The sequence below is a fragment of the Dyadobacter chenwenxiniae genome (assembly GCF_022869785.1).
GTDB lineage: Bacteria > Bacteroidota > Bacteroidia > Cytophagales > Spirosomataceae > Dyadobacter > Dyadobacter chenwenxiniae.
Genome location: NZ_CP094997.1, coordinates 2,043,883 through 2,065,295, shown reverse-complemented (window position 1 = coordinate 2,065,295; position 21,413 = coordinate 2,043,883). Strand labels below are relative to the sequence as shown.

The following is a 21,413-nucleotide window of genomic DNA, read 5'->3' as shown; positions in this document are numbered from 1 at the left end:
ATGCAGCTAAAAATCCTTATCGCCGACGATCACCCCATTTTTTTGACAGGCCTAAAAGAAGTCATTGAAACAGACGAAGGCCTGAAAGTAGTAACCAGTGCGCGGAACGGAAAAGAGGCTTTGCAGCAATTTCAAGCGTATTCTAATCTGGATGTCGTTGTGCTGGACATCAATATGCCGGTTATGTCAGGTCTGGAAGCGGCCGAGCAGTTGTTACAAATCAAACCCGACCTCCCAGTAATCATCCTGACGATGCACAAGGAAAAAGCGCCTTTTATGAAGTCGTTGGAAATAGGCGTGATGGGATACGTGTTGAAAGAGAACGCAGTTTCAGACATTGTCCATGCGATTTACAAAGTCATGGATGGAAACTCTTACCTGAGCCCCGAGATTTCGTCTTACCTATTAAAGCGGAATGCCTTTAAAACAAAACAGGAAAATGAACCTGATCTGCTAGGCCTTTTAACCCCGGCAGAAAATCAGATTATCAGAATGATCGCCGCCTACAAATCGAGCAGAGAAATCGCAGATGAGCTTTTTATCAGTGAAAAAACTGTTTTCAATCACCGGATGAATATTTCGAAAAAGTTGAATATAACTGGTAAGAACAGCTTGCTACGCTTTGCGCTTGACCATTTCTGATAACGGTTATCTTTATCGAGGCTTAAATTATAGTGGCGGTCCCTGGCAGCTAATCTCCGGCTATTAGGTTTTATTAGCACCGGAAGTTGCATATTGACACACGTCGAGACGGTGTATGATTACTTTGTTCATAACGATAGATGTTTGTTACACAAAGGTCCAAAACAGAGCGCCCCGGCTTCTTAAACTGGTTTAAGAAATAAACTTTTTTCTTAACTCACTTTGCACCGGCAATAATGATTTTCATTGAATGGAATTGGTTTATAAATTACACCGTACAAGATTAATTTTTCCAAAGATCTACTGCAACCTTTCGAAAAAACTGCATCATGTGAGGTATTTACTCAGTTATGGATAATATTTCAAAACATTTTTGGGAAGACGCGTATCGGCAGAACATTGGAAAAATGATCGCGGTTTGCTGGCGGTATACCCACGACAGGCAGACAGCTGAGGATCTGGCGCATGATGCATTTGTTGTTGCAATCGGCAAAGTGACGAGCTTTAAGAACCGGGGACCTTTTGAAGCTTGGCTAAGGCGCATTGTTGTCAACGTGGCGCTGCAATACCTTCGGCAGCAAAAAGAGCGGGAAAAAATTAGAATAGGCACAGAATATCCATGTGAGCTTGATGCCAATCAGGATGAAAACCCGGGTCGTTTTTCATTTTCGGAAATTGAGCTTTTGGAAGTGATAAGCAATTTGCCGGAACATCATAAGCTCGTATTTAATCTATATGTGATCGACAACTTTACGCACGCCCAAATTGCGGCACAGCTTGGAATTAGCGAAGGAACTTCTAAGTCTCATTTGGCGCGGGCACGAAAAAAGATCAGGGAACTTCTTAATGAAAGAATCAGGGACAATAAAAGAGGGAAGAAATCATTTCCGTTATTTATTTTGCCTTACCAGAGTTGGGGTATTGATGGTTTTATTTTTGGTAGATTAAAAGATCTTCAAGTTCAACCTAAAAGATTATTATCATTAAATATCTCCAAGACAGAATGTATGACGATTCCAAAATATGTCTCAACAGGACTTACATCAAGGTTCTTTTTCAAAGCTGGACTTTGGGCTGCCTCTATCGCAATCGGCTTGGGTGGATTTTCACATATGATTTACAAGGAGAAAGAAAATGGCCATCAACAGGATAAATTGCAAATAGTAGCTCAAAGCTCAGAACGTGTCTCAGATTTCAATTCAAATAAAGAACAACTAACGGAACATTTATTTTCCGATTCAATTACTGCCACCATTCCTGAAAATCTCATCATAGTTGAAAAAACTAAAAATGGAGACCCAATGAAAAATTTAAGCACTTTAAGTGGAGTAGTGATTGCAAGTCTGAGTTTCAACTCCATAGATCTGGCAAAAGAACTACCTGTTCAGTTAAAAAACCGGAGTATCGAAGTACAAACAGTTTCCAATTCAAATGCAATTGCGGAAAATGGCCGCGCAACCGAAAAGCTAGAAGTGAGATTGTCCCAGGGTACGTTTTACGCGCAGAAATTACTTTGGTCAGAAACCAGAAAACTTTATTTCCTGGGTGACAATGTAAAAGTGGATTTCAATACGAACAGATTCGTAGGAAGCGGGCGTTTTTCATTCCTCGAAGATGTCAACCATCTCGTGATCAATGGCATCCCATTGAAAATGAACGAGGCCATTAAACTTTCGAACAAGAAATACAATCTTAACCAGCTCAATGCAGTGGAAGGGCTGAAAAAATATGGGGAAGATGGGAAAAATGGTGTCGTAGAAATTACCGTCTCCGAATGAAGAAATGGGCGCCGCGCGGCAGATTGAGTAAGAAATCGTTGATAAGCTGACCTGCGCTTGAAGTGAACACACCGTATTTAGAGCCATCGAAGTTCGCGCTCAGCGCACGTCTTCCCCTAACCAAAACGATCAGCTCCGGTGCGGTAAGTTTAAGCAATTGTGACTTGTCGATCCACAATTTTTCTGTGGATATCGACAAGCCGGTTTGGCGATAGTTACGGAAACCGTCTGCCACAGGTTCGATGTACCAACTGATTCAGTGTCGTTGGCTGCGGACGAGACTGAGAAGGAAGGATAGCATCAAAATACGGCACCGTCGATCATTTCATCTAGTAACCTTTTCAGTAACCTGCCCTACGTAAACCAGTTTGACTGGGCTAGCTTATCAAGCCAACGATGTTCCCGACAAAAAGAATTGCTCAGATTCTACACTTCCTTTCTCCGTGCACCCGACATTACCCGTGCGAAGGTAATATTCTAAAAACCGGAAAAGCTAAAACCAAACGTCTCAACGCTCTAAGCGCTCTGCAAGCCCTGGATTGTCAGCCAGGGGATATTCTGGAATACTGTGATCCATGGTACAGCATCTATCAAGCCGGATTGACAAGCATCCAATTTCCCTATGATATTGCCTAAACGACATCGTGACTCCAAACTTCTATTGAGCTCTTCTTTTCTCATCAAAAAGTACGTTCCTGTTATTTCCCGAAACCTTTGATCTTCCGAACAAATAGGTAAGGCCAAGGTTGAAGGTTTTATAATCGTAGTCCGTTTTTACGCTCTGTACAAAATCGATGAAACGTATATCATATTTGGATACACTGCCAATAAAAAAGGATGAGCTAAGTATCAAATTGCTATTGAGTAACTTCAATCTGGTGCCGATTGTTAGATTGCTTTGACTGTATGTGTAAACATTTCCGCCGGTTGAGGGAAGATTTTGGCTGTAATTGAGATAAAAACTCAACTTGGGAGTTGCCTTGAAACTATTGTTGACGCTAAGTGACGTGGAAGTGCCATTTTGGGTAGGAATGTCTTCTATTTTAGAGTTTGAGGATGTAAAGAAAAAAGAGGCTGAGGTGCTATTGTCCCACCATTTGAATAGTGCCCGGTTAAACGATACGTAGGCGCCCAGGTTGTCCTGAGCTAAATAATTTTCTATCCTCGAAACTACCGACGGTCCATTAACCGTGGTGATTGATGAAAATATATCACTGCTATGTTGTGTAAATGCGGTAAAAGAAAACCAACCTTTATACAAATAGCTGATTTCCCAGTTGTTACTATATGAAGGAAGGAGAAGCGGATTTCCCACGGAATAACTGTAAATATTTGAATAGAATGCAAAAGGGTTTAAGAAATTCAGGCCCGGACGATTGATCCTCCTCGAATAATTAAAAGAAATAACATCACTCCCGCTTGCTTTGTAAAGGAGATAGGCTGTGGGAAACAAAGCGCCATAACTGCGCTTACTACGCTGTTCCAAAGTCGGCGAATAGCCATCCATTGTCGTATATTCATAGCGTAATCCTACTTTGGCTGTCCATTTTTTTGACAGTTCAGACTCCATGCTGACATAAGAGGCCAGGTTATTTTCGGTATAGTTGAATTCGTTACTGCGCGTCTTATCCAGCAAGAATTCATCATGGACGTAATTATAATATGCCACATCCGCGCCGTTATTAAAATTGGCAAATTTAATCCCTGTCTCTATTATCACCCACTTATAAGGCAATGTCAGGTCTGATTGAATTGACCAGATGTCATATCTTGAAACGCTATTATTTCGAACTGGGGCAGAGGTATTTTCGGATTCAGAAACGAAATCGTTTCGTATGCTCGGTTTGTTTGTAAAAAAGCTGACAGAACTGCTTAATTTTTTACCGGTTGTATCAATCTTCAGATCGTGGTATGCATTCAAGGTCTGCGTGAACAATGGCCTTGAAATGTTGGCCGTTGTATTCAAAATCGAGTCAAGATTATCGCCTGTATGATAGCTGCTCTTATTATTCAAGGTAGTGAGCGACTTACTGTCTGATGCATTGTAAATAAGCCCGATATTATTATATCTATTCAATTTGTAATCAATACTCAAACCAGCCTGTACACCTGGTGTCGTTGTTACACGCTGGCCGCGGCCAAGGATTGGGTTCGGTCTCTCGACTATATCGTTCAACTCCTTAATAATACTGCGATAGCTTGATTAACAGTAAAAGAACTGCTAATTTTTTCCGATCGGTAGAAAAGTGCCAGATTGTTATTATAGGAGCTATATGTTCGCCGTAAAAACGACGAACTTATTGACCCGCGCCAACCCAAAGATTCGTTTTTCTTCAAAACAATGTTAATCAGGCCGGCATTTCCCTGGGCCTCATATTTCGCCGGCGGATTGGTAATGATCTCAATTTTTTCTACACTTTCAGATCTGAGTGCTTTTAGATAGTTAGTCAGGTCGGTTCCGCTTAAATAAATTATTTTCTCATTGACCATAACACCCATCCCGCCCTTGCCCACCATTGAAACGCCATTGTCGGATACCTTTAAAAACGGCGCCACCTGCAAAGCCTCAAAGAGGGAAGAACCGTTTGCCATGATGGTGTTGTTCAGGTTGAATATCCATCGATCAGCCTTTCGTTCAAGAACAGGGCGTCTGCTGGTTATAGTGATTTGTTTGAGTTGTCTTGTTGATTCGATTAGTATGATATCCGGTAATTGAACCGTCCTTATGTCTCTTAATGTAAGGGCAAGGGACAAAGTATCTTTGCTTACTTCCGAAATCCTGATCAAATAGTCACCTTGCTCTGTTGCCGTGAGCCTGAAATATCCTCCGGTATCGGTTTGTGCAACCTGGATCAATTGATTAGTAGCAAGCTGCTTTATCATTACGTTCGCAAACGCTATTGATTTATGATTGATGTCCACCACCCGGCCTTTGATCTCATAATCGGCTGGCGCAATTTTACGTTCGATCAGTATATTCCCCTCGACCTGCCGGAATGAAAGAAAAGTGTTTTGCAGTAGCTCCCGCAAGGTTTGTTCAATAGTTTTTGTCGCTACCGGCACGGTAAGGTTCGTGAATGATTTAATTTCCGCTTTACGGTAATAAAAGCGAAGCGAGGTTTGCTGCTCGATTTTTTTGAGGCCATTAGCGAGGCTTTCATTCCGCAGGCCGATAGTAACCAATTCCAAGTGCATATCTTGCCCCCTGGTGCCGATTGCAAATAGTAACTGGAATGTGGTTAATATAATGAAGGTAACGATAACGCTTATACGCATTAGATACAAAATAGATGGCTTGTTTGATTCTATCGCATCGCTGATGCGAGTATGTAGGCTTCTTAGTTGTTACAACCTGGCCCATCTATGATGATGCTGCCGTCAGGCTCGACCCGATAAGTGGCATTGTTGAAAGCGCACATTACTTTTAGTATTTTCTCCAATTCTTCACCATTGATGGAAGTGCCGGTAAAACGGCAGTCCTTCAATTTTGTATTACTGAAACTGATCTTCACATCGAAGTGCTGTCGCAATTGCGCGATTGCATCACCAAAACTCACATCTTCAAAATGCAGGTCACTTTGCTGCCACGCAATGACCGCTGCGGCATTAACAGTTGCCTGTAAAGCTTCCTCTTTTAAGGTGTTGAAACTGATCTGCTGGTTAGGACGAAGCACACCCAGTAATTCACCACCGTTGGCAACGCTCACCTTACCACGGGTCACTGTAACCTGGATGGTATGTTTGCTTTTGTCCTCTTTAATATTAAATGCAGTGCCCAACACCTTTGTTATCACGTTCCCGGTATGAATAATAAAAGGTTTGGCAGTGTCATGGTGAATATCAAAATACGCTTCACCGGAGAGGTAAACCTCCCTTGTTTGGCCATTGAATGTTTCAGGATATTTCAACTCGGATCCGGCATTGATCCATACCCGACTACCGTCAGCAAGCGTGATTGCCTTTTTTTGGTTAATGGGGGCTTGGAGTGCTGTGAGCTGCACAGGATTTAAGAGGCTTTGCAGTAACGGCCATTCCAGGTACAAAGTACAAGCGATCAACAATACCGCTGCTGCAGCTGCAACACTTTGCCACCACCAACGCTTTCTTTGCGGCAGCGGCACAACTTTAACCTCTGCCTGGCGAATGGTGTTGTTAATGTCACTAAACACGCTGGAAAGCCACTGATCCTTACCTGATTGGTCCAGATTATCCCATTCTTGATTGGGGTTACCATGCTCTTCGAGCCAGCGCTCCACCAGCTGGTTTTCTTTCTGTGTGGTCTCGCCCTTTAAGTAACGATCCAGTAAGGCGACTATTTGCTGACGACTCATTTGCTATCCATTTCGCAGTAGCCGTATGATGTGCCATTTAGTACTATTGGGAAAATGATTTTTTTTAGGCAAGCATAATAACGGCAATCGCCTAGAACCCGTAACACACTTAAATGGGGAACATGTGATGCCGGATTCAGGAAAGCCAGAACATGAATGCGACAGCAGTTGCTCCTGCCAATGAAGCCCGTAGATGTTTTAATGCAGTAGAAAGCTGGTTTTTCACCGTCTGTTCGGAAATCTGCAATTTGTCGGCAATTTCTGTAATGCTTAAATTTTCTTCCCGGCTCAACAAATAAACTTCCTTCACACGCGGAGATAACTTATTCAGCGATGTTTCGATAATGTGGGTTATTTCCTTTGCCGCAATTTCCTGCTCAATCGTAATTCCATAGTCGACGGCCAGCGAATTTACCATTGCTGCGTACTCCTCGCGTGTAATGTTCTTCCGAATTTTATCAACGATGCGATAGCGGGTGAGTTTGAACAGATATGCTTTTAAATCGCGGTCAACTTTCAAGTCTTTTCTTTCCTGCCAGAGCTTTACAAAAACGTCGTGAATAATATCCCTGCTATCCTCGAAATCAAATAATTTGGAGCTCGCAAAACCCACCAACAAAGCTGCATATCGACTATAAATTTCAGAAAAAGCATTGCTATCGTCTTTTTTTAAAAGATCGATCAATTGCAAATCGGTTAAGTTTGAATATGTCGACATGTGTTGTTCCTTGTTGCCGGCTTAGCGGCTTACACTTTTTATTTTCTATAAGTAGCTGCTTATAAATTAGTTTGATATCCGTTCGACCAAACCCAAAGTCGCCATTAACTCCCGGGCTGCCACCAACCCTGCACGATTGGCTCCGATAGTGGATGCAGACGGACCGTATCCGGGTAAATGGATGCGGGGTTCCTTCGCGACCATCGTTGCCAACCGGCCAGACATGACAATGCCACCAGTTTCTTCCCTGGGTAAAACGGATTTCAAATGGACCAGTGCCCCTCGGAACCCGGTGTTCCAGAGAATGACATCGGCCTTTTCCTCACTGCCGTCTTCCCATTTAACGCCGTCGCTGGTGATCTCGCTGAACATTGGGAAGCGGTTCAGTACGCCCCTCCGTTTCATGTCCACCACTTCCGGCGAAAGGGGCAGCCCGGTAACGGAGACGACAGACGAAGGAAGCAGACCGTTTCTCACCCTTTCTTCCACCATTGCCACGGCCTTATGGCCGGCCACATCGTCAAAAGGACCTTCTCTAAAAACGGGCGGGCGGCGGGTGACCCAGATGGTAGTGGTCACTTTTGAGATCTGGTCGAGTAATTGGATTGCAGATATACCCGCGCCAACCACAACAACGCGCTTTCCCTTAAAGTAGTCGGCAGTTTTAAAATCTTTTGTATGCAACTGTTCGCCTGTGAAGAGGTCTGCCCCCGGGTAGGCAGGAATGTAAGGGTTTTCCCATGTACCGGTGGCGTTAATGATCCCCATTGCTGAAAACAGCGTTTTTGACGAATCAATATAGAACCGATCGTGGTGGAGATATACACTTTCTACTTTCACCGGACGAAATACCCGGATGCCGAATTTTTGCTCGTAAAGCTCGTAGTAATGAGGCACAGCAATACTGGCTTGCACAGTCGCGCTAGCTTTATCGAACGTTTCTTCGAAAGCCATTCCGGGTAAATCATGAATCTTGTTCACAGTACTAAGCGTAAGCGACGGCCAACGATATTGCCACGCGCCACCCGCTGCCGAAGCCGCGTCCAGTACTATGAAATCAGGTCCAATTTCCAACCCTAATTTTTTTAAATAATAAGCTGCGGACAGGCCGGCTTGGCCAGCACCGATGACCATGATCTTTGTCTTGTATCGAATTCTATCTGGCATTTATAACTTTTTACGCGTCGTTCTAATTATAATCACTTAATCCGGAAGAACGAAACTCAGATTTTGCAGTTAGCATGTAAATCCATAGAGCATTCTACATAAATAACATTAATTAACAGCTACCAAACTCGTATTATCAAAAAAAACAGTTTTGGTTCGACATTATTGATACGTTGACTGACGGTCATTTACTAATCTTTCAAAGCCGCCATGGCCAAGCTGGTAAAATCGCTTCGCGCTGAATAAGCCTAATTCTTATATAATAAATTTAAATATATTAGTAAGCGCAAATATACTGATAGGGCAAGCGCCCTTATAACGGATAATCGCTTCTTCCAACTAAAAACCTTCAAAACTTTCTTTTTGGGAGACTTTTCGGAGATAAATGTACATTGTACTCCAAGTCGTGTCAAAGGATCCGGTAACCCGCTTTGTTTGATAATCGAGTAAAGTTAGCTCTTATACCTAACTGTACTAAAATCAAGCGTCAAAAGCGACCGTAATCCGTCTTACTTAGCGATGAAGGGCTTACGCGGGGACCGGACAAGATGTGTGAAAACAGTGTGGCGACGGAACAACGAAAGTCTCTAAATTCCTTCATTCCTGAGCAACGGAACGCATTTGCCCATCGATATCGACGAGTAAATGCTGAAAAGCGGCTCAATGGGGTTCATCGTCTGATTCTCTTCACGTCTCGTCAAGATGCGCCATTGATAGATGAAACGCACAAACCTTATAAATTTAAAAGGAATGGATCATTCACTTCTGAGCGATTTAACGGGGTCGAGTAATGCGGTAGCAATGGTTTTCATACCGATCGATACTAGCACCATCAGCAGCATTGTCAGCGCCGGGCCGAAGAACAGGTACGGCGTAAGCGACGCCCGCGTAGCATAATTATCGAGCCAGGCGCTGGCCAGGAAGTATGTCACCGGCAGGCCAATGGCGATAGCCACGATGATAAGTTTAAAATACTCCCTGGACAATAGTACCACCAGATCACCGGTCGTTGCGCCGATTACCTTCCTGATTCCGATTTCTTTGGTCCGTTTGGAAGCAGTGAATGTCGCTAACCCAAATAACCCCAGACAGGAAATCACGACCGCGATAATGGTCAGGAAGCCAAAAACCTGGCGGAAACGATCTTCTGTTTTATATTGCTTGTCATACTCGCTATCCAGAAAAAAGTAAGTGAAAGGGGAATAGGGAAAATTGGCTTCATAAACGCGTTTGAGCGCGGTCAACTGCTCAGCGGGATTTCCGGGCGCAAACTTCACACTCGCATACCGGTCGAACCGGGGGGAATACAAATGGATGATGGGTATATGCGGCACTTTGGGCGAGTCATAATGGTAGTTATCAACGACCGCCCGGATCGTCGCCTGATTGCCCCAGAGATCGACCCGTTTGCCGATCGCTTCCTGCGGCGTTTTAATCTCCCACAACCGGAGCGTTTCCATATTGACGATCAGCTGCCGATCAGTGGTATCCGGGAAGCCGAGCCGGGTTGTCGCATCGAAGTTCTTGCCGGCCAGCAACCGGATAGACATTTGATCGATAAACGACGTGTCAATGGCAGTAATATGATAGTTGTAATAAGTTTTCTGGGCGGCCCCCGAAAGGTTAACACCGGTGGTCGTTCCCATTCCCGCCGTCCCCATCCCTGGTACGGTGCCCGAAAACGAAACACCTTTCACCTGTGATTGTTCGAGCAGCATTTGCCGGAATGCGCTGTAATCCGGACGAATATCCGCCCCAACAGGTGCTTTTACTACCAGTGTGTGGTCTATATTGAGCCCCAGCTCTTGTTCTCGCATGTACTTCACCTGCTTATACACGACCACGGTTTGAACCAATAAAATCAATGTCACCGCAAACTGGAAAACGACCAGTGACTTGCGGAGGAATGCACCTTTGACCGAGGTTGAAAAATTACCTTTCAATACCTTCACGGGCTCAAACGAGGCGAGCACGATAGCCGGGTAAAAACCTGAAAGCAGCACGCTGCATAACAGAAACGCTACTGCGCTTTTCCAGAAAAATGCATCGGCCAGCACGGTGAATGACTCCGGCAGGCCGGTAATGTCGATAAATGATGTTTCGAGCATTGCCACGATGCCGACAGCCAAACCTCCGGCCAGCAAATTGACTAGTACCGTCTCGACCAGCACCTGCATCCGGATCTGCCGCTGATTTGACCCGACAGCCTTTCTCACTCCGACTTCCCTGGCCCTGTCCAGCGCCCTGGCCGTTGTTAAGTTCACGTAATTTACGAAAGCACCCAGCAAAACCAGTATTGCCACACCGAGCAGCAAGTACACTGACCTTGGGTCGCCATTTGCCTCGGTCTCAAATGTCTTGTGAGAATAAAGATGGATGTCGCCGATTTTCTGAGCGACCACCCGTTCGTTTTGAAAGCGCTTTTCCCGCAACAACCGAGCGGTAAACGCTTCGAGTGATTGGGTAAACGCTTCCTGAGTAGTCCGGTTGGTCAGTTGCAGATAGGTATATGCACTGTTATTGTTCCAATTGTCTTCGCTCTCTCCAAAATCCGATAGCATCGTAGGATAAGAAAGAACCATGTCGAATTTCAAATGCGTATTCGCGGGAGAGTCTGGCACCACACCCACTATTTCAACTAAAATACTACTGTTTGACCTTGGAACCTTAATCGTTTTTCCAACTACATCCAGCGTATTGAAATAGGTCCGGGCCATTGTTTCGGTCAGCACCGCCTCCCTGGGCCTGCCGAAAATCCCTCCCGCCTTACCACGTACCAGCGGATAGTTAAACATCCGAAAGAAAGATGAGTCCACCGCGTACACATTCGAAAGCTGGTAGTATCGGTCACCGATTTGCATGGCCGAAAGGCGGTTGCGCAACGGGTAAGCACGCGCATAGCTTTCCACCTCATTCATTTCCCGCAATGCCCTTGCTGCAATTGGCGGATAGGTTTCCGCATCCTGGGCGTCTACAGTTCCACCATTCATATAATCCATCGAAAGCCTGACTACCCGGTCTGCCAATGGATTTCCGTGCTCGTAGCTCAGCTCGAAACGTACATATTGTGTGATGAGTAACGCTACGGCCAACCCGGTTGCCAGCCCGAAAATATTGATGAATGAAAATGTACTATTCTTCCGAAGGTTGCGTAAGGCGATGATCGTGTAATTAAGGAGCATATTCCGATATTTTTGATTTACAGCAGTCACATTGCGCTGGCAGTTGGCCACCCAAAGCATATTCCAGTCATGTGAACAAACAATTATACCCGACTCGATAAATGCAGCAAATCGCTTTGGAGAGTACTTTTTGGTCTCTTTGCATGTCCGATTTCGCACATGCTAGTCCTATTTCGCACACGTTCGATTTTACTGAGATTAGGAAAAATGGGAAACTTATGAACTTGATCGGGAATACTCCAAAAGCACCAAGATAAATCGTAGCTCCGGAAGATAAACCAATAGACTAATAGGTCAATGAAATACAATTCACGGTACCTTGCAATATAATTCACCGCCGTTTTTACTGAATCTCAAGAAACTACCACAACAATAATCTCCCCTTCGTGACGATTTCGTATCTTCAAAATACCAATTCGATGCTAAAACGCATCAAAACAAGCTAAAAGAATAGGTTACCACTTCGGTACCTATTTTTGGAGGAATTTCAACTAGTTGATATACAGGCGTTTAGGCGCAATATCTTTGGCCAGAAACGCAAACCCTAACAACCAGCCCGCATGAACGGCCGCACGGGGTTCGGTTATAAGTTGATATCGGAGCGTATCATTTTTATTAAGAACAACTTCGCCCTGTGCAGGAATCATGGCACAGTAAAAATTGGCAAAGAGAGATTTGCCATCGCCGGTCGTCGTAAATAATTTGATTCATATTCGAAAACAGGTCAGACTAATCCGCACGTAGATATAATGCACATAAACTACAGTTTAAGGTCAGTTATTTGATCTACACTTTTTAATACGAGGAATTCTGCATCGTAAACAACTTATCCGGGTAACAATATTTGGAACATTTCATAAAAACCACTGTGGCCACAGCAGCCCCGGTGCTGGTCGCAGCTCGCCGACCATAATAAATAGGACATTGGGTTTAGTGTTTTTTATAGCAGAACAAAAGCTGGCAGGGGCGAAAAATATTGCCACCACCATGATGGAAATTCTTATCATAACTAAATGGTTGGTTAATTCATTCGTTCAGATACAGGCCTGCAAAAGCCAGACATTGTATCGCGCCAAGGCTCCATTGCGCTGCGCCGTTGGTGGATACGTTTGGGTTTTCATCAATCGGATTCAGAACTTCCGGGCCTTTCAAATGCGTTATTTCCAGCCTGGTGCTGCGCGTGCCACCCTGGCTTTTGTAAAATTCTTCCCAGGCACGCTGTCCAAGTTTTGGATCATTGTGCTGTTTGGCAGCGAATGCAGTCAGCCGGGCGTGGCCTTGCTGTAAATTGAGCTTTTTTAAACTTTCACCCAGTTCCTGCTTCTGTTCTTCGGGCGTCGCATTGTACAACCGGCAGTAATCCAGCCAGGCTTTGGCAAACTTTGGGTCGTCGACCAGCCCGAGCAGCTCGAAACAGATCTCGGATAAGCCAAAAACGGCGTTTAAATGCGAGACCGAGACTTTTCCGGTTTTATCAATTTCAAATGCGCCCGTTTTCAGGTTAAGCAGAGAGGAGCCGGTGAAGAATCCGTGCGGCTGTGCGGCGATGGTGCGCATGCTGTTGAGCAGCTTTTCTCTGATCGCTTTGTCCTGCGTACGCTCCCATTCGGTGAGCCAGGCTCCGGCGATGGCGCCCCAGTCAGTGCCGAAAGAAACAGTTGCAATGTCCGAGTTTTCCGTGTTTTTTGGCGCTGCTGCATTTACCTTGCGTACAGGCACCACCGTTTGCAGTGTTTTTACCGCATTGATCTGTTCTCGCATTAAATCGCCGGTGCGTTCGTCACCGGTAAGGTAATAATAAAAGCGCCGGTTGGTGGCGGTGCTAATGCGAAGCTGCTTGGCGCTGCAGCCCCAATGCATCACATTGTGTCGGGAGCCAAGCGGAGCAAACGGACCAATGTGGTGCACGTCCACTTCACCTGTATGCCGTGTCATCGCCTCGGCAATTCGAAAGGCGTCGCTGCGGCCGCTTCTCAGAAAATAATACCAAAGCCAGATGTCGGTAGAAAGCTCGGAGTTATCCCAGGCAAAACCGCCTACGTCGTATTTCCATACATGCCGGTCGGTGTCATAGGCGTGCATAAAGTCGCCATAGTTCCAGAATCCATACCAATGACGTGCCTCGATCTGGTTTTTGTAATAGTCAAAGTAGAAATCCAGCTGCTTTTCAATGGCAGCTTTCTTTTCGCTACTGGTATCGGGTAAGCTGAACGCGTTTCCAAAAACCCCGCTGGCTGCCAGATAATCCGGCATGGGAAGCAGCATCGAAGGCGATTGTATTTGATCAGCGATTTCAGCCAGGGCGGCATTGGAAGGTGTATGCGGCAGTGCCAGGATCAGCATTTCGCTGGTTCTCGCTACACCGTAAGGCCTGCCAAATTCAGGCTCATAATCTTCATATGTGATTTCCAAACCTTCCAGCTGTTCTGCATACGTATCCTGGCCCATTCCATCATGGTAAAACCGCAGGTCCATCGGCTGTGAGCGCGGAGCCCAAAGCCACAGCGTTACTTCACCCTTTTCTTGTTCAGCTTTCCGGATATCGAGCTGGGCCGGATGGCTCTGCCAGAAATTGCGGATGCCGAATGCTACCCCGCCGGCCGGACTGCCCAGGTAACCTGTCCCAGCCGAGCGTTTGCCATAAGCCGATTGCAACCGGGCATGGCCCTGCCTGGTTTGTTTTTGTATTTCAAAGGCATCGGGCGTTGGCTGAAAAAGTGTATAGGAACCAAACGCCGGAATGTATTGGAGCCGCTGGGCTACTGTTTGAGGTAGCTCGGCATTGATAGGGGTTGGGTTTCCGGTGATCTGCGCCTGGGTGAATGCTTGACCCGGATCACGACGCAGGCCGGTAAGTCCGCGAACACTTTCGGCAAAAACACCACCGTTCTCTCCCACAAAGCGCACGTGACGGTTGTGCAGCTCCGTACCCTGAAACGGCACATCGAACCTGACGCCAAGGCCGCGCATGAAATCCTTGCTTTCGTCGGCATCGTAGATAATTGTGTGCATCAGCCTTACCGAGTCGCTTTCCGCATAGAAATACAGTCGTACAATATAAGGTAACAGCTGGCGGCTGCTATCTGCGTGACTTCCTTCCAGTTTGACCACCGCGCGCACCGGCCCGTTTTGTTCGACGATTACTTTTTCAATCTTTCCCTCCAGCCGGCTGAGCTGAAAGTCACTTATCTCGTCATCAGAATCCTGCGTTTGGACCAGCAGAACCAGCCGGGCATTTTTAGCGGTTTCTTTACCGGCAGCGGAAAGCGATTCAAAAATGGTTGACCCATTTTTCTCAATCACGCATTGCAGCTTGCCGGTGTTTACTTTGATGTGCGAATTGGTTTCTTCTATGAGGGGTTTGGCCGGTGCTTTTTTGATTGTGGCGGCCTGCAACTTGACTTCTTCTGCGGAAATAGCAAGCGGGCTCAGCGCGTGGGCCGTCCATTTTAAGCTGCCGTCAGGCCAGTAAGCCAGCGGCCAGCTTTGCACGGGTTTTTCTATGCTGCCTGATATAAGTGCCAAACCAGCGTCTTTTTTCAAAGCACCTTTTGGCCAGGGAACTCCGAAGGTGACCCCGTTTGCATAGGTGGGTTTATCCAGCCAATGCAGCGGCACAGAGACAGCCGCATTTTTCGCATTGCTTGAAGGTTTTATGGCGCCCAGCAACGGAATGCCCGCTGCGGTGAGCACCGAATCTTGTACGAATTTTCGTCGTGTAATTTTTTTCATTGGATGCTGTCAATAAGCATTAAGAGCGTTTAAACCGACTTGAACCGAATGCAAATTAGGAAAGTTTTTTAGTATATTATTCTTGTAGATTAAATAGAATATCTATTTTTGTGTCAGATCAACAATTAATAATATAATTTGTATTAATCTAATATATTATTTACTAAAATAGTTTTTGGACTAGTTTATATTGGATTTTGCCGTTTTTCGACCCCGGGATGAACCGCCCTTCCTGGTAAGGATTCTTTTGCCCAATCAATCAAAATTAAATTCGTATGAAGAAAATTGTCTATCCACTTAGTGTGCTGCTGTGCCTGGCGGGAGGCATCGAAACATCGCATGCAAAGCCGACCCGAAACGGACCTGCGATCATCTCCCAATGGACAGATCGTACATTAAAAGGAACCGTAAAAGATGAAAAAGGGGAGGGGCTTCCCGGCGTGAGCGTAGTGATCCAGGGTACTACTAGAGGCTCGATTACAGACGAAAAAGGAGCTTTTCATCTCGAAGTGCCCGATGAAGGAGCTACTTTGGTTTTTTCGTTCGTAGGCTATGTTCAGCAGCAAGTCAAGCTGGGGAATGAATCGACACTGGACATTAAGCTGCTCTCCGATACCAAATCGCTGGAAGAATTTGTCGTTGTAGGTTATGGTACCCAAAAGAAAAGCGATCTGACGGGTGCTATTTCCAGTCTTTCGGGGGCGCAGATCCGAGAGAGGCCAATCCAGAACGTGGTGCAGGCAATGCAGGGTAAAATTTCCGGCGTGGATGTTACAACCAACCAGCGTCCGGGAGAAGTGGGGAGAATCCGTATTCGTGGAAACAGGTCCATCAATGCGTCCAACGAGCCGCTTTATGTGATCGATGGGATCCCGCTTTCGGCCAGCGAGGTTAGTGCAATTAATCCCAATGATGTTGCCTCGGTAGAAGTTTTGAAAGATGCTTCTGCAACGGCGATTTACGGCTCACGCGGTGCTAACGGGGTGATTCTCATCAACTATAAGGAAGGTAAAAAAGGCCAGACATCGATCAATTACGATGTGAGCTACACAGCTACAAAGATACATTCGATGACCGACTATATGAATTCGGGACAGCTTCTGAACTGGCAGCGGCAGTCGCATATCAACGGCGGCACTTATACCGGAAAATTTGGTACAGCGCCTGATCCGGATTTTGACGTTCAGACATTTGGAGGCGGCGAGGAATATGGCATTAACAGCATTCGCACTGCCTATCAGTGGAACCCGGACGGAACCGTGCAGCTTCGCGCGGCCACGCCCGAGGAAGTAGCGACTGGCTATGCGGCCCAAGTGCCTGTTTACGATGCAGACAACCTTTTTGACCAAAATTGGGCAAAACTGATAAGCCGCACGGGCCGGACACAGAACCATTTGCTCTCGCTTTCGTCTGGCACCGATAAGTCCAAAGTGTATCTTTCCATGGGTTATCTGGATCAGCTGGGAACCCTGAAAGATCAGGATTTCAAAAGATATTCGCTGAATTTGAAAGGCGATATTACGCCCAGGAAATGGCTGACTGTCGGGCTGGCTTTGAATGGGGTTTACTCCTTGCAAAACTACGGGACCTCAGAAAATTCCTCAAACAGTGGTGCGAAAGATTCTTACGGACAGGCACTTACACTGATGCCGTATGCACGTGCATTTGCTGACAATGGCCAGATCCTGAATACAAACCGCGAGGGTCTTTCGGCGCATAATGTACTGCTGAATGTCGATAACTCGACTAACGAGCACAAGCTGGCTTCACTGCTTTCCAACATTTATGCCGAAGTCCGCTTTACCGACTGGCTCAAATACAATGTCAAATTCGGGGCTCAGTACAGTGATAAAGAATACGGATCTTTTTTTGGACCTAATTATACCAACCCTTTCAGCGCAGTCGGCACCGCGCCGCTAATCGGCTACAATGCGCATAACAAAGCGCTGGGCTGGACCATGGAAAATATCCTGTTTTTCAACAAGCAATTTGGGGTTCACAATTTGGGCATCACTGCCTTGCAATCCATGCAGCAGAATACGACTAATTCCATCAACATCCGCGCCCAAGGCATCACCTTCCCGACTTCCCTATGGTACAACCTGGCGGCCAATGCGACTGGCATTCCCATGGGCTACGGAACTTCGTACAGCCGCTCGGCGCTGGCTTCATACATGGGCCGGATCAATTATGGCTTGCTTGACCGTTTTCTGGTGACATTAACGGGCCGGTGGGACGGCGCATCGGTGCTGGCAAATGGCAACAAATGGGCGTTTTTTCCCTCGGCAGCACTGGCCTGGAAATTGGAAGAAGAGGCGTTTATCAAGCAGTTAAGCTGGGTGAGCCAGTTGAAACTGCGTTACAGCTGGGGCCGGACGGGTAACTCGTCGGTCGCTGCATATTCCACTGGTGGCTCAATCATCGGCGCGGGTTACGTCTTTAACGAAACGCAGGCCGCGGGTTATAAATCGGCTACAATGCCCAATCAGGATCTGCGCTGGGAAAAGACAGCCCAGCAGAACATTGGGTTAGACTTTGCATTATTTAAAAACCGCATTTCGGGTTCATTGGAAGTATATAAAGCGCAGACCAGCGATCTGCTCATGTCGCGTTCGATCCCGCCCGTGCTGGGTTATACCAGCATTTTAAGCAATATTGGAAAAACGCAAAATCAGGGGATCGAAATCACGGTTTCCACCGTGAATGTAAATCAAAAGGATTTCACCTGGCGCACAGATCTGAACTGGTCGGCAAACCGCGAAAAGATTCTTGAACTGACCGATGGCCGCGTGGATGACCTGGCAAATGGCTGGTATATCGGTCAGCCGATCTCTGTTTTCCGCGATTATCAATATGACCGGCTTTGGCAAAATACCCCTGAGGACCTGCGGCTGATCGAGCTCTACAAAAAAATCGGAAATATCACCGCATTGCCAGGCCAGGTTAAAATCAAAGACCAGCCGCTGGTCACCAACACGGAGTCGGGCGGAAGCACCAAGACAGTCACATTGGCCAGCGGAGAAGTGGTTACTTACCTGGACAATGGATTTGGCGTGATTAATGACAACGACAAGGCAATTTTAGGAAGCAACAGACCTTCGTGGACAGCCGGAATTACCAACACGCTGGGTTATAAGGATTTTGAGTTAAGCTTTTTGATCCAGGCCCGTGTGAACAACTTGTATTATGGCGCACTGCAAACTTATGGACGAAGAATTGAGAACGACACATGGAGCCCGACCAACACAGGTGCCGCTTACCCGCAGCCGACCACAGCGACATTTACCAATTACAACAGCGTTCGCAATTATGTAGACGGCTCGCTAGTGGCGTTGAGAAATATATCGCTTACTTATAATCTTGCCACAAAAATCGCCGAGCGCTACAAGATCGGCAATGCGCAGGTTTACGCGCAGGTACTCAACCCATTCATGTGGGGCGGGGCAGCCGTGAAGGCCGGACTCAACCCGGAGGACATTACCGGCTGGGATACCACCGCAGGCGCGCAATCGGGTGGACAAACCAATAATACGATTTTAAACAGAAGTCTGGTGCTGGGACTGAGGATCACCCTTTAAATGATTTGAAACAATGAAAAAATACATCTTACCCATTTTGTTTTTGCTGCCGCTGAGCTCCTGCAAGGAATTTTTAGAGGAGAAAATGGTTTCAACCATCACGCAGGATTATTTTGAAACCGAAAAAGGAGCCGAAGAGCTGGTGGTGGCCTCCTACAACACATTACGCTGGAAATACGGGTTTATGGAAGGGCCCTACCTGTTCGAAACCGGGACGGATCTTACTGAACCGACCGACAATAACTGGGCAACAATCAGTCCTGCCGTGTGGGCACCAACGGGCGAGGCGGGCAGCTATGCCAACAATTTAATGGGCTACTACGCTACGCAGCTTTTAGGCGGCTACCCCGTCATCAACGATTGCAACAAGGCCATTGAGATTATTAGCATTAAGAAACCCGGCAAGTTTGCAGCGGATCAAACTTATGCCGATTCCCGGCTTTCGGAGGTCTATTTCTTGCGGGCATACACCTACTATATGCTGGTTACCCAGCTGGGCGATGTGCCGATGCCGCTGAAAAGCAACAATTCCATGCCTGCTGCCTTTAACTTTCCAAAGTCAACCTCCGAGCAGATTTACAGGCAGCTCATCGCCGACCTGCGTTTTGCGCACGATCACTTGCCAGTAAGCCAAACCGAACGCGGCCGTATTACCAAAGGTGCAACGGCACATTTGCTGGCGAAATTGTATTTACAGCGCGCTCAGGCGCAGGATTTCGGACAGTATCGCAATGCGAACGGATCAGTAAATCCCGGAGATCCGAATGCGCATTTGGGATTATTATACAAAGGAAAAGTGAGCACTGATCTGGACTCGTCCCGCATTTTTGCAACGGAAGTGATCGAGGCTTATTCGGCTTCCAATGGCGGGCAGTTTGGTGGGCTGGCTTCTGATTTTTGGGATTTGTTCAAAACCGCAAGAGGTGATTGGAGCAACGAATCCAATTCTGAAATTATCCTGCAGGCCTCCTACGGCAATAACCTGGACAATGGCCGCTATGGCATGCGGACTACTGCTGCGTTTACCTGCGATTACACCAATGCAGCCTGGAATCTGCCTTCCAAAACCTGGGCCTATGGGCTAAGGAAAGGAACCGGCTTTTTGCCGACAGACTGGGGCTATGACGTATTTACCGATAAGATCAATGATTCCCGTTACGAAAAAAGCTTTCAGATCGAATACGTGAGCGCCTCTTTTGATAATAACACATTACAGGATGGGCCGGGACTCGCTTACACGGATCCGAATAATAAATCGCTTGCATGGACAGCAGAGGAAGCAGCCTATTTCAACACAAAAATTTTGCCCGGTTACAAGCGTTCCTCCTGGGCCGCGCGCCCGGCCGTAGCGGGCCAGCGCAAGATAGGGCAGGGGGATCTGGGTTTGGTGTTTTTGGAAAATACCAAAGAAACTGCGATCGACTACCTGGAAGCTGTTTCGCAGCCTTATGTTTTGTATCCAAGATGGGTTAAAAGAGACGGGCAGTATCTCTACCGCAAAACGGGTGTCGACAGACTTTCGTCCAATACGGGTTTGCTGCTGGGCAGAACGCTGCGGCCATCTTCACGTAAATTTGTCGATCCCAACCGCAGCACCGTGGATAACCACTTTGGAACGCGTGATGTGGCCATTTTCCGTCTGGCTGAAACCTACCTGATCCGCGCGGAAGTGTATGGGCGTCAGGGAAATATAGGTGCTGCCATCAATGATATCAATGTATTGCGGGCGCGGGCTGCCTACAAAACGAGTGAAAAACGTGCCGAAGTTCTGGCCCGCATTTATCCGGGATCAGAGGCGTTGGTCAAAGCGGAAAAGGTGTTTCCTTATGAGGTTGCAACCGATACGTACAGCAAAATCAAAGTCGATGCTTCTTACTGGGATGGTGGTTCGGCCAAATCAAAGCTCGAAAGCTATCCAACAGAGGCCAATACAGCCTTGAAGCGCTTCGTGCATTTTATTTATAATGAATATTCCCGCGAATTCAACTCCGAGCAGATCCTTTACGAAGGAATTCACCACGCGGGCATTCAGCTCGAAAGGGTTTTGCACCACAATCAGCTGGCCTCTCCCAAAGCCGGAAATTGGCCGGTGGCGGATAATCCTGTTAATGGGAACGGGCAAAATGGAAACGGAAAAGGTGTTTTCAGCGCTAAAGACACATTCAAACCATTTCCGCAGGCCTATATTAATATGCTGACGGACGAAAAAGGCACTGCATTGACCGGTGAGGCTCTGCGGACTTACCAGAATCCTGGTTACAATTGATTTTTTTGTATTAATTAAA

Annotated in this window: 14 protein-coding genes; 5 read left to right on the top strand and 9 right to left on the bottom strand. The window is 46.6% G+C overall.

From position 1 onward, the window contains the following. Both MUK70_RS08460 and MUK70_RS08455 read left to right on the top strand, forming a co-directional pair. Complete coding sequence (locus MUK70_RS08460) at nt 1-642, top strand: response regulator transcription factor (protein ID WP_234655886.1); 642 nt, start codon at nt 1-3, stop codon at nt 640-642. Between the two features lie 350 nt (nt 643-992). Next, complete coding sequence (locus MUK70_RS08455; RefSeq protein WP_234655887.1) at nt 993-2,420, top strand: RNA polymerase sigma factor; 1,428 nt, start codon at nt 993-995, stop codon at nt 2,418-2,420. Here the strand turns inward: MUK70_RS08455 and MUK70_RS08450 are convergent. Next, the gene (locus MUK70_RS08450) at nt 2,404-2,655 is read right to left on the bottom strand and encodes a hypothetical protein (RefSeq protein WP_234655888.1); all 252 of its coding nucleotides are present in this window, start codon (nt 2,653-2,655) and stop codon (nt 2,404-2,406) included. The two genes, MUK70_RS08455 and MUK70_RS08450, sit on opposite strands and share 17 nt — an antisense overlap. A 161-nt stretch (nt 2,656-2,816) precedes the next feature. Here MUK70_RS08450 and MUK70_RS31320 point away from each other — a divergent pair, with 161 nt between their 5' ends. Next, a complete protein-coding gene (locus MUK70_RS31320) occupies nt 2,817-3,056 on the top strand; it encodes a helix-turn-helix domain-containing protein (protein ID WP_510185829.1) in 240 nt (79 codons plus the stop codon). A 22-nt stretch (nt 3,057-3,078) separates the two neighbouring features. Here the strand turns inward: MUK70_RS31320 and MUK70_RS08445 are convergent, their stop codons facing one another. From MUK70_RS08445 to MUK70_RS08410, 8 genes are all read right to left on the bottom strand, one after another. Further along, entirely contained in the window at nt 3,079-4,596 is a 1,518-nt protein-coding gene (locus MUK70_RS08445; protein WP_234655889.1) for an outer membrane beta-barrel family protein, read from the bottom strand. After that, entirely contained in the window at nt 4,593-5,696 is a 1,104-nt protein-coding gene (locus MUK70_RS08440) for a carboxypeptidase regulatory-like domain-containing protein (protein ID WP_234655890.1), read from the bottom strand. Before MUK70_RS08440 ends, MUK70_RS08445 begins: the two co-directional genes overlap by 4 nt. A gap of 62 nt (nt 5,697-5,758) precedes the next feature. Continuing rightward, nucleotides 5,759-6,751, bottom strand: coding sequence for a FecR family protein (locus MUK70_RS08435; RefSeq protein ID WP_234655891.1), 993 nt, complete (start codon nt 6,749-6,751; stop codon nt 5,759-5,761). A gap of 136 nt (nt 6,752-6,887) precedes the next feature. Next, nucleotides 6,888-7,469 (bottom strand): RNA polymerase sigma factor, encoded by a 582-nt coding sequence (locus tag MUK70_RS08430; protein ID WP_234655892.1) that lies wholly within the window; start codon nt 7,467-7,469, stop codon nt 6,888-6,890. A 66-nt stretch (nt 7,470-7,535) separates the two neighbouring features. Further along, the gene (locus MUK70_RS08425; RefSeq protein WP_234655893.1) at nt 7,536-8,636 is read right to left on the bottom strand and encodes an NAD(P)-binding domain-containing protein; all 1,101 of its coding nucleotides are present in this window, start codon (nt 8,634-8,636) and stop codon (nt 7,536-7,538) included. Nucleotides 8,637-9,223: 587 nt separating this feature from the next. Further along, nucleotides 9,224-9,364: a hypothetical protein gene (locus MUK70_RS08420; protein WP_234655894.1), complete on the bottom strand. Its 141-nt coding sequence runs from the start codon at nt 9,362-9,364 to the stop codon at nt 9,224-9,226. Between the two features lie 27 nt (nt 9,365-9,391). After that, nucleotides 9,392-11,818: an FtsX-like permease family protein gene (locus tag MUK70_RS08415; protein ID WP_234655895.1), complete on the bottom strand. Its 2,427-nt coding sequence runs from the start codon at nt 11,816-11,818 to the stop codon at nt 9,392-9,394. A 1,026-nt stretch (nt 11,819-12,844) separates the two neighbouring features. Beyond that, a complete protein-coding gene (locus MUK70_RS08410; protein ID WP_234655896.1) occupies nt 12,845-15,550 on the bottom strand; it encodes an exo-rhamnogalacturonan lyase family protein in 2,706 nt (901 codons plus the stop codon). Nucleotides 15,551-15,825: 275 nt separating this feature from the next. Here MUK70_RS08410 and MUK70_RS08405 point away from each other — a divergent pair, with 275 nt between their 5' ends. Both MUK70_RS08405 and MUK70_RS08400 read left to right on the top strand, forming a co-directional pair. Further along, nucleotides 15,826-19,128, top strand: coding sequence for a SusC/RagA family TonB-linked outer membrane protein (locus MUK70_RS08405; protein ID WP_234655897.1), 3,303 nt, complete (start codon nt 15,826-15,828; stop codon nt 19,126-19,128). Between the two features lie 13 nt (nt 19,129-19,141). Then, entirely contained in the window at nt 19,142-21,394 is a 2,253-nt protein-coding gene (locus MUK70_RS08400; RefSeq protein ID WP_234655898.1) for a RagB/SusD family nutrient uptake outer membrane protein, read from the top strand. Nucleotides 21,395-21,413 lie beyond the last annotated feature (19 nt).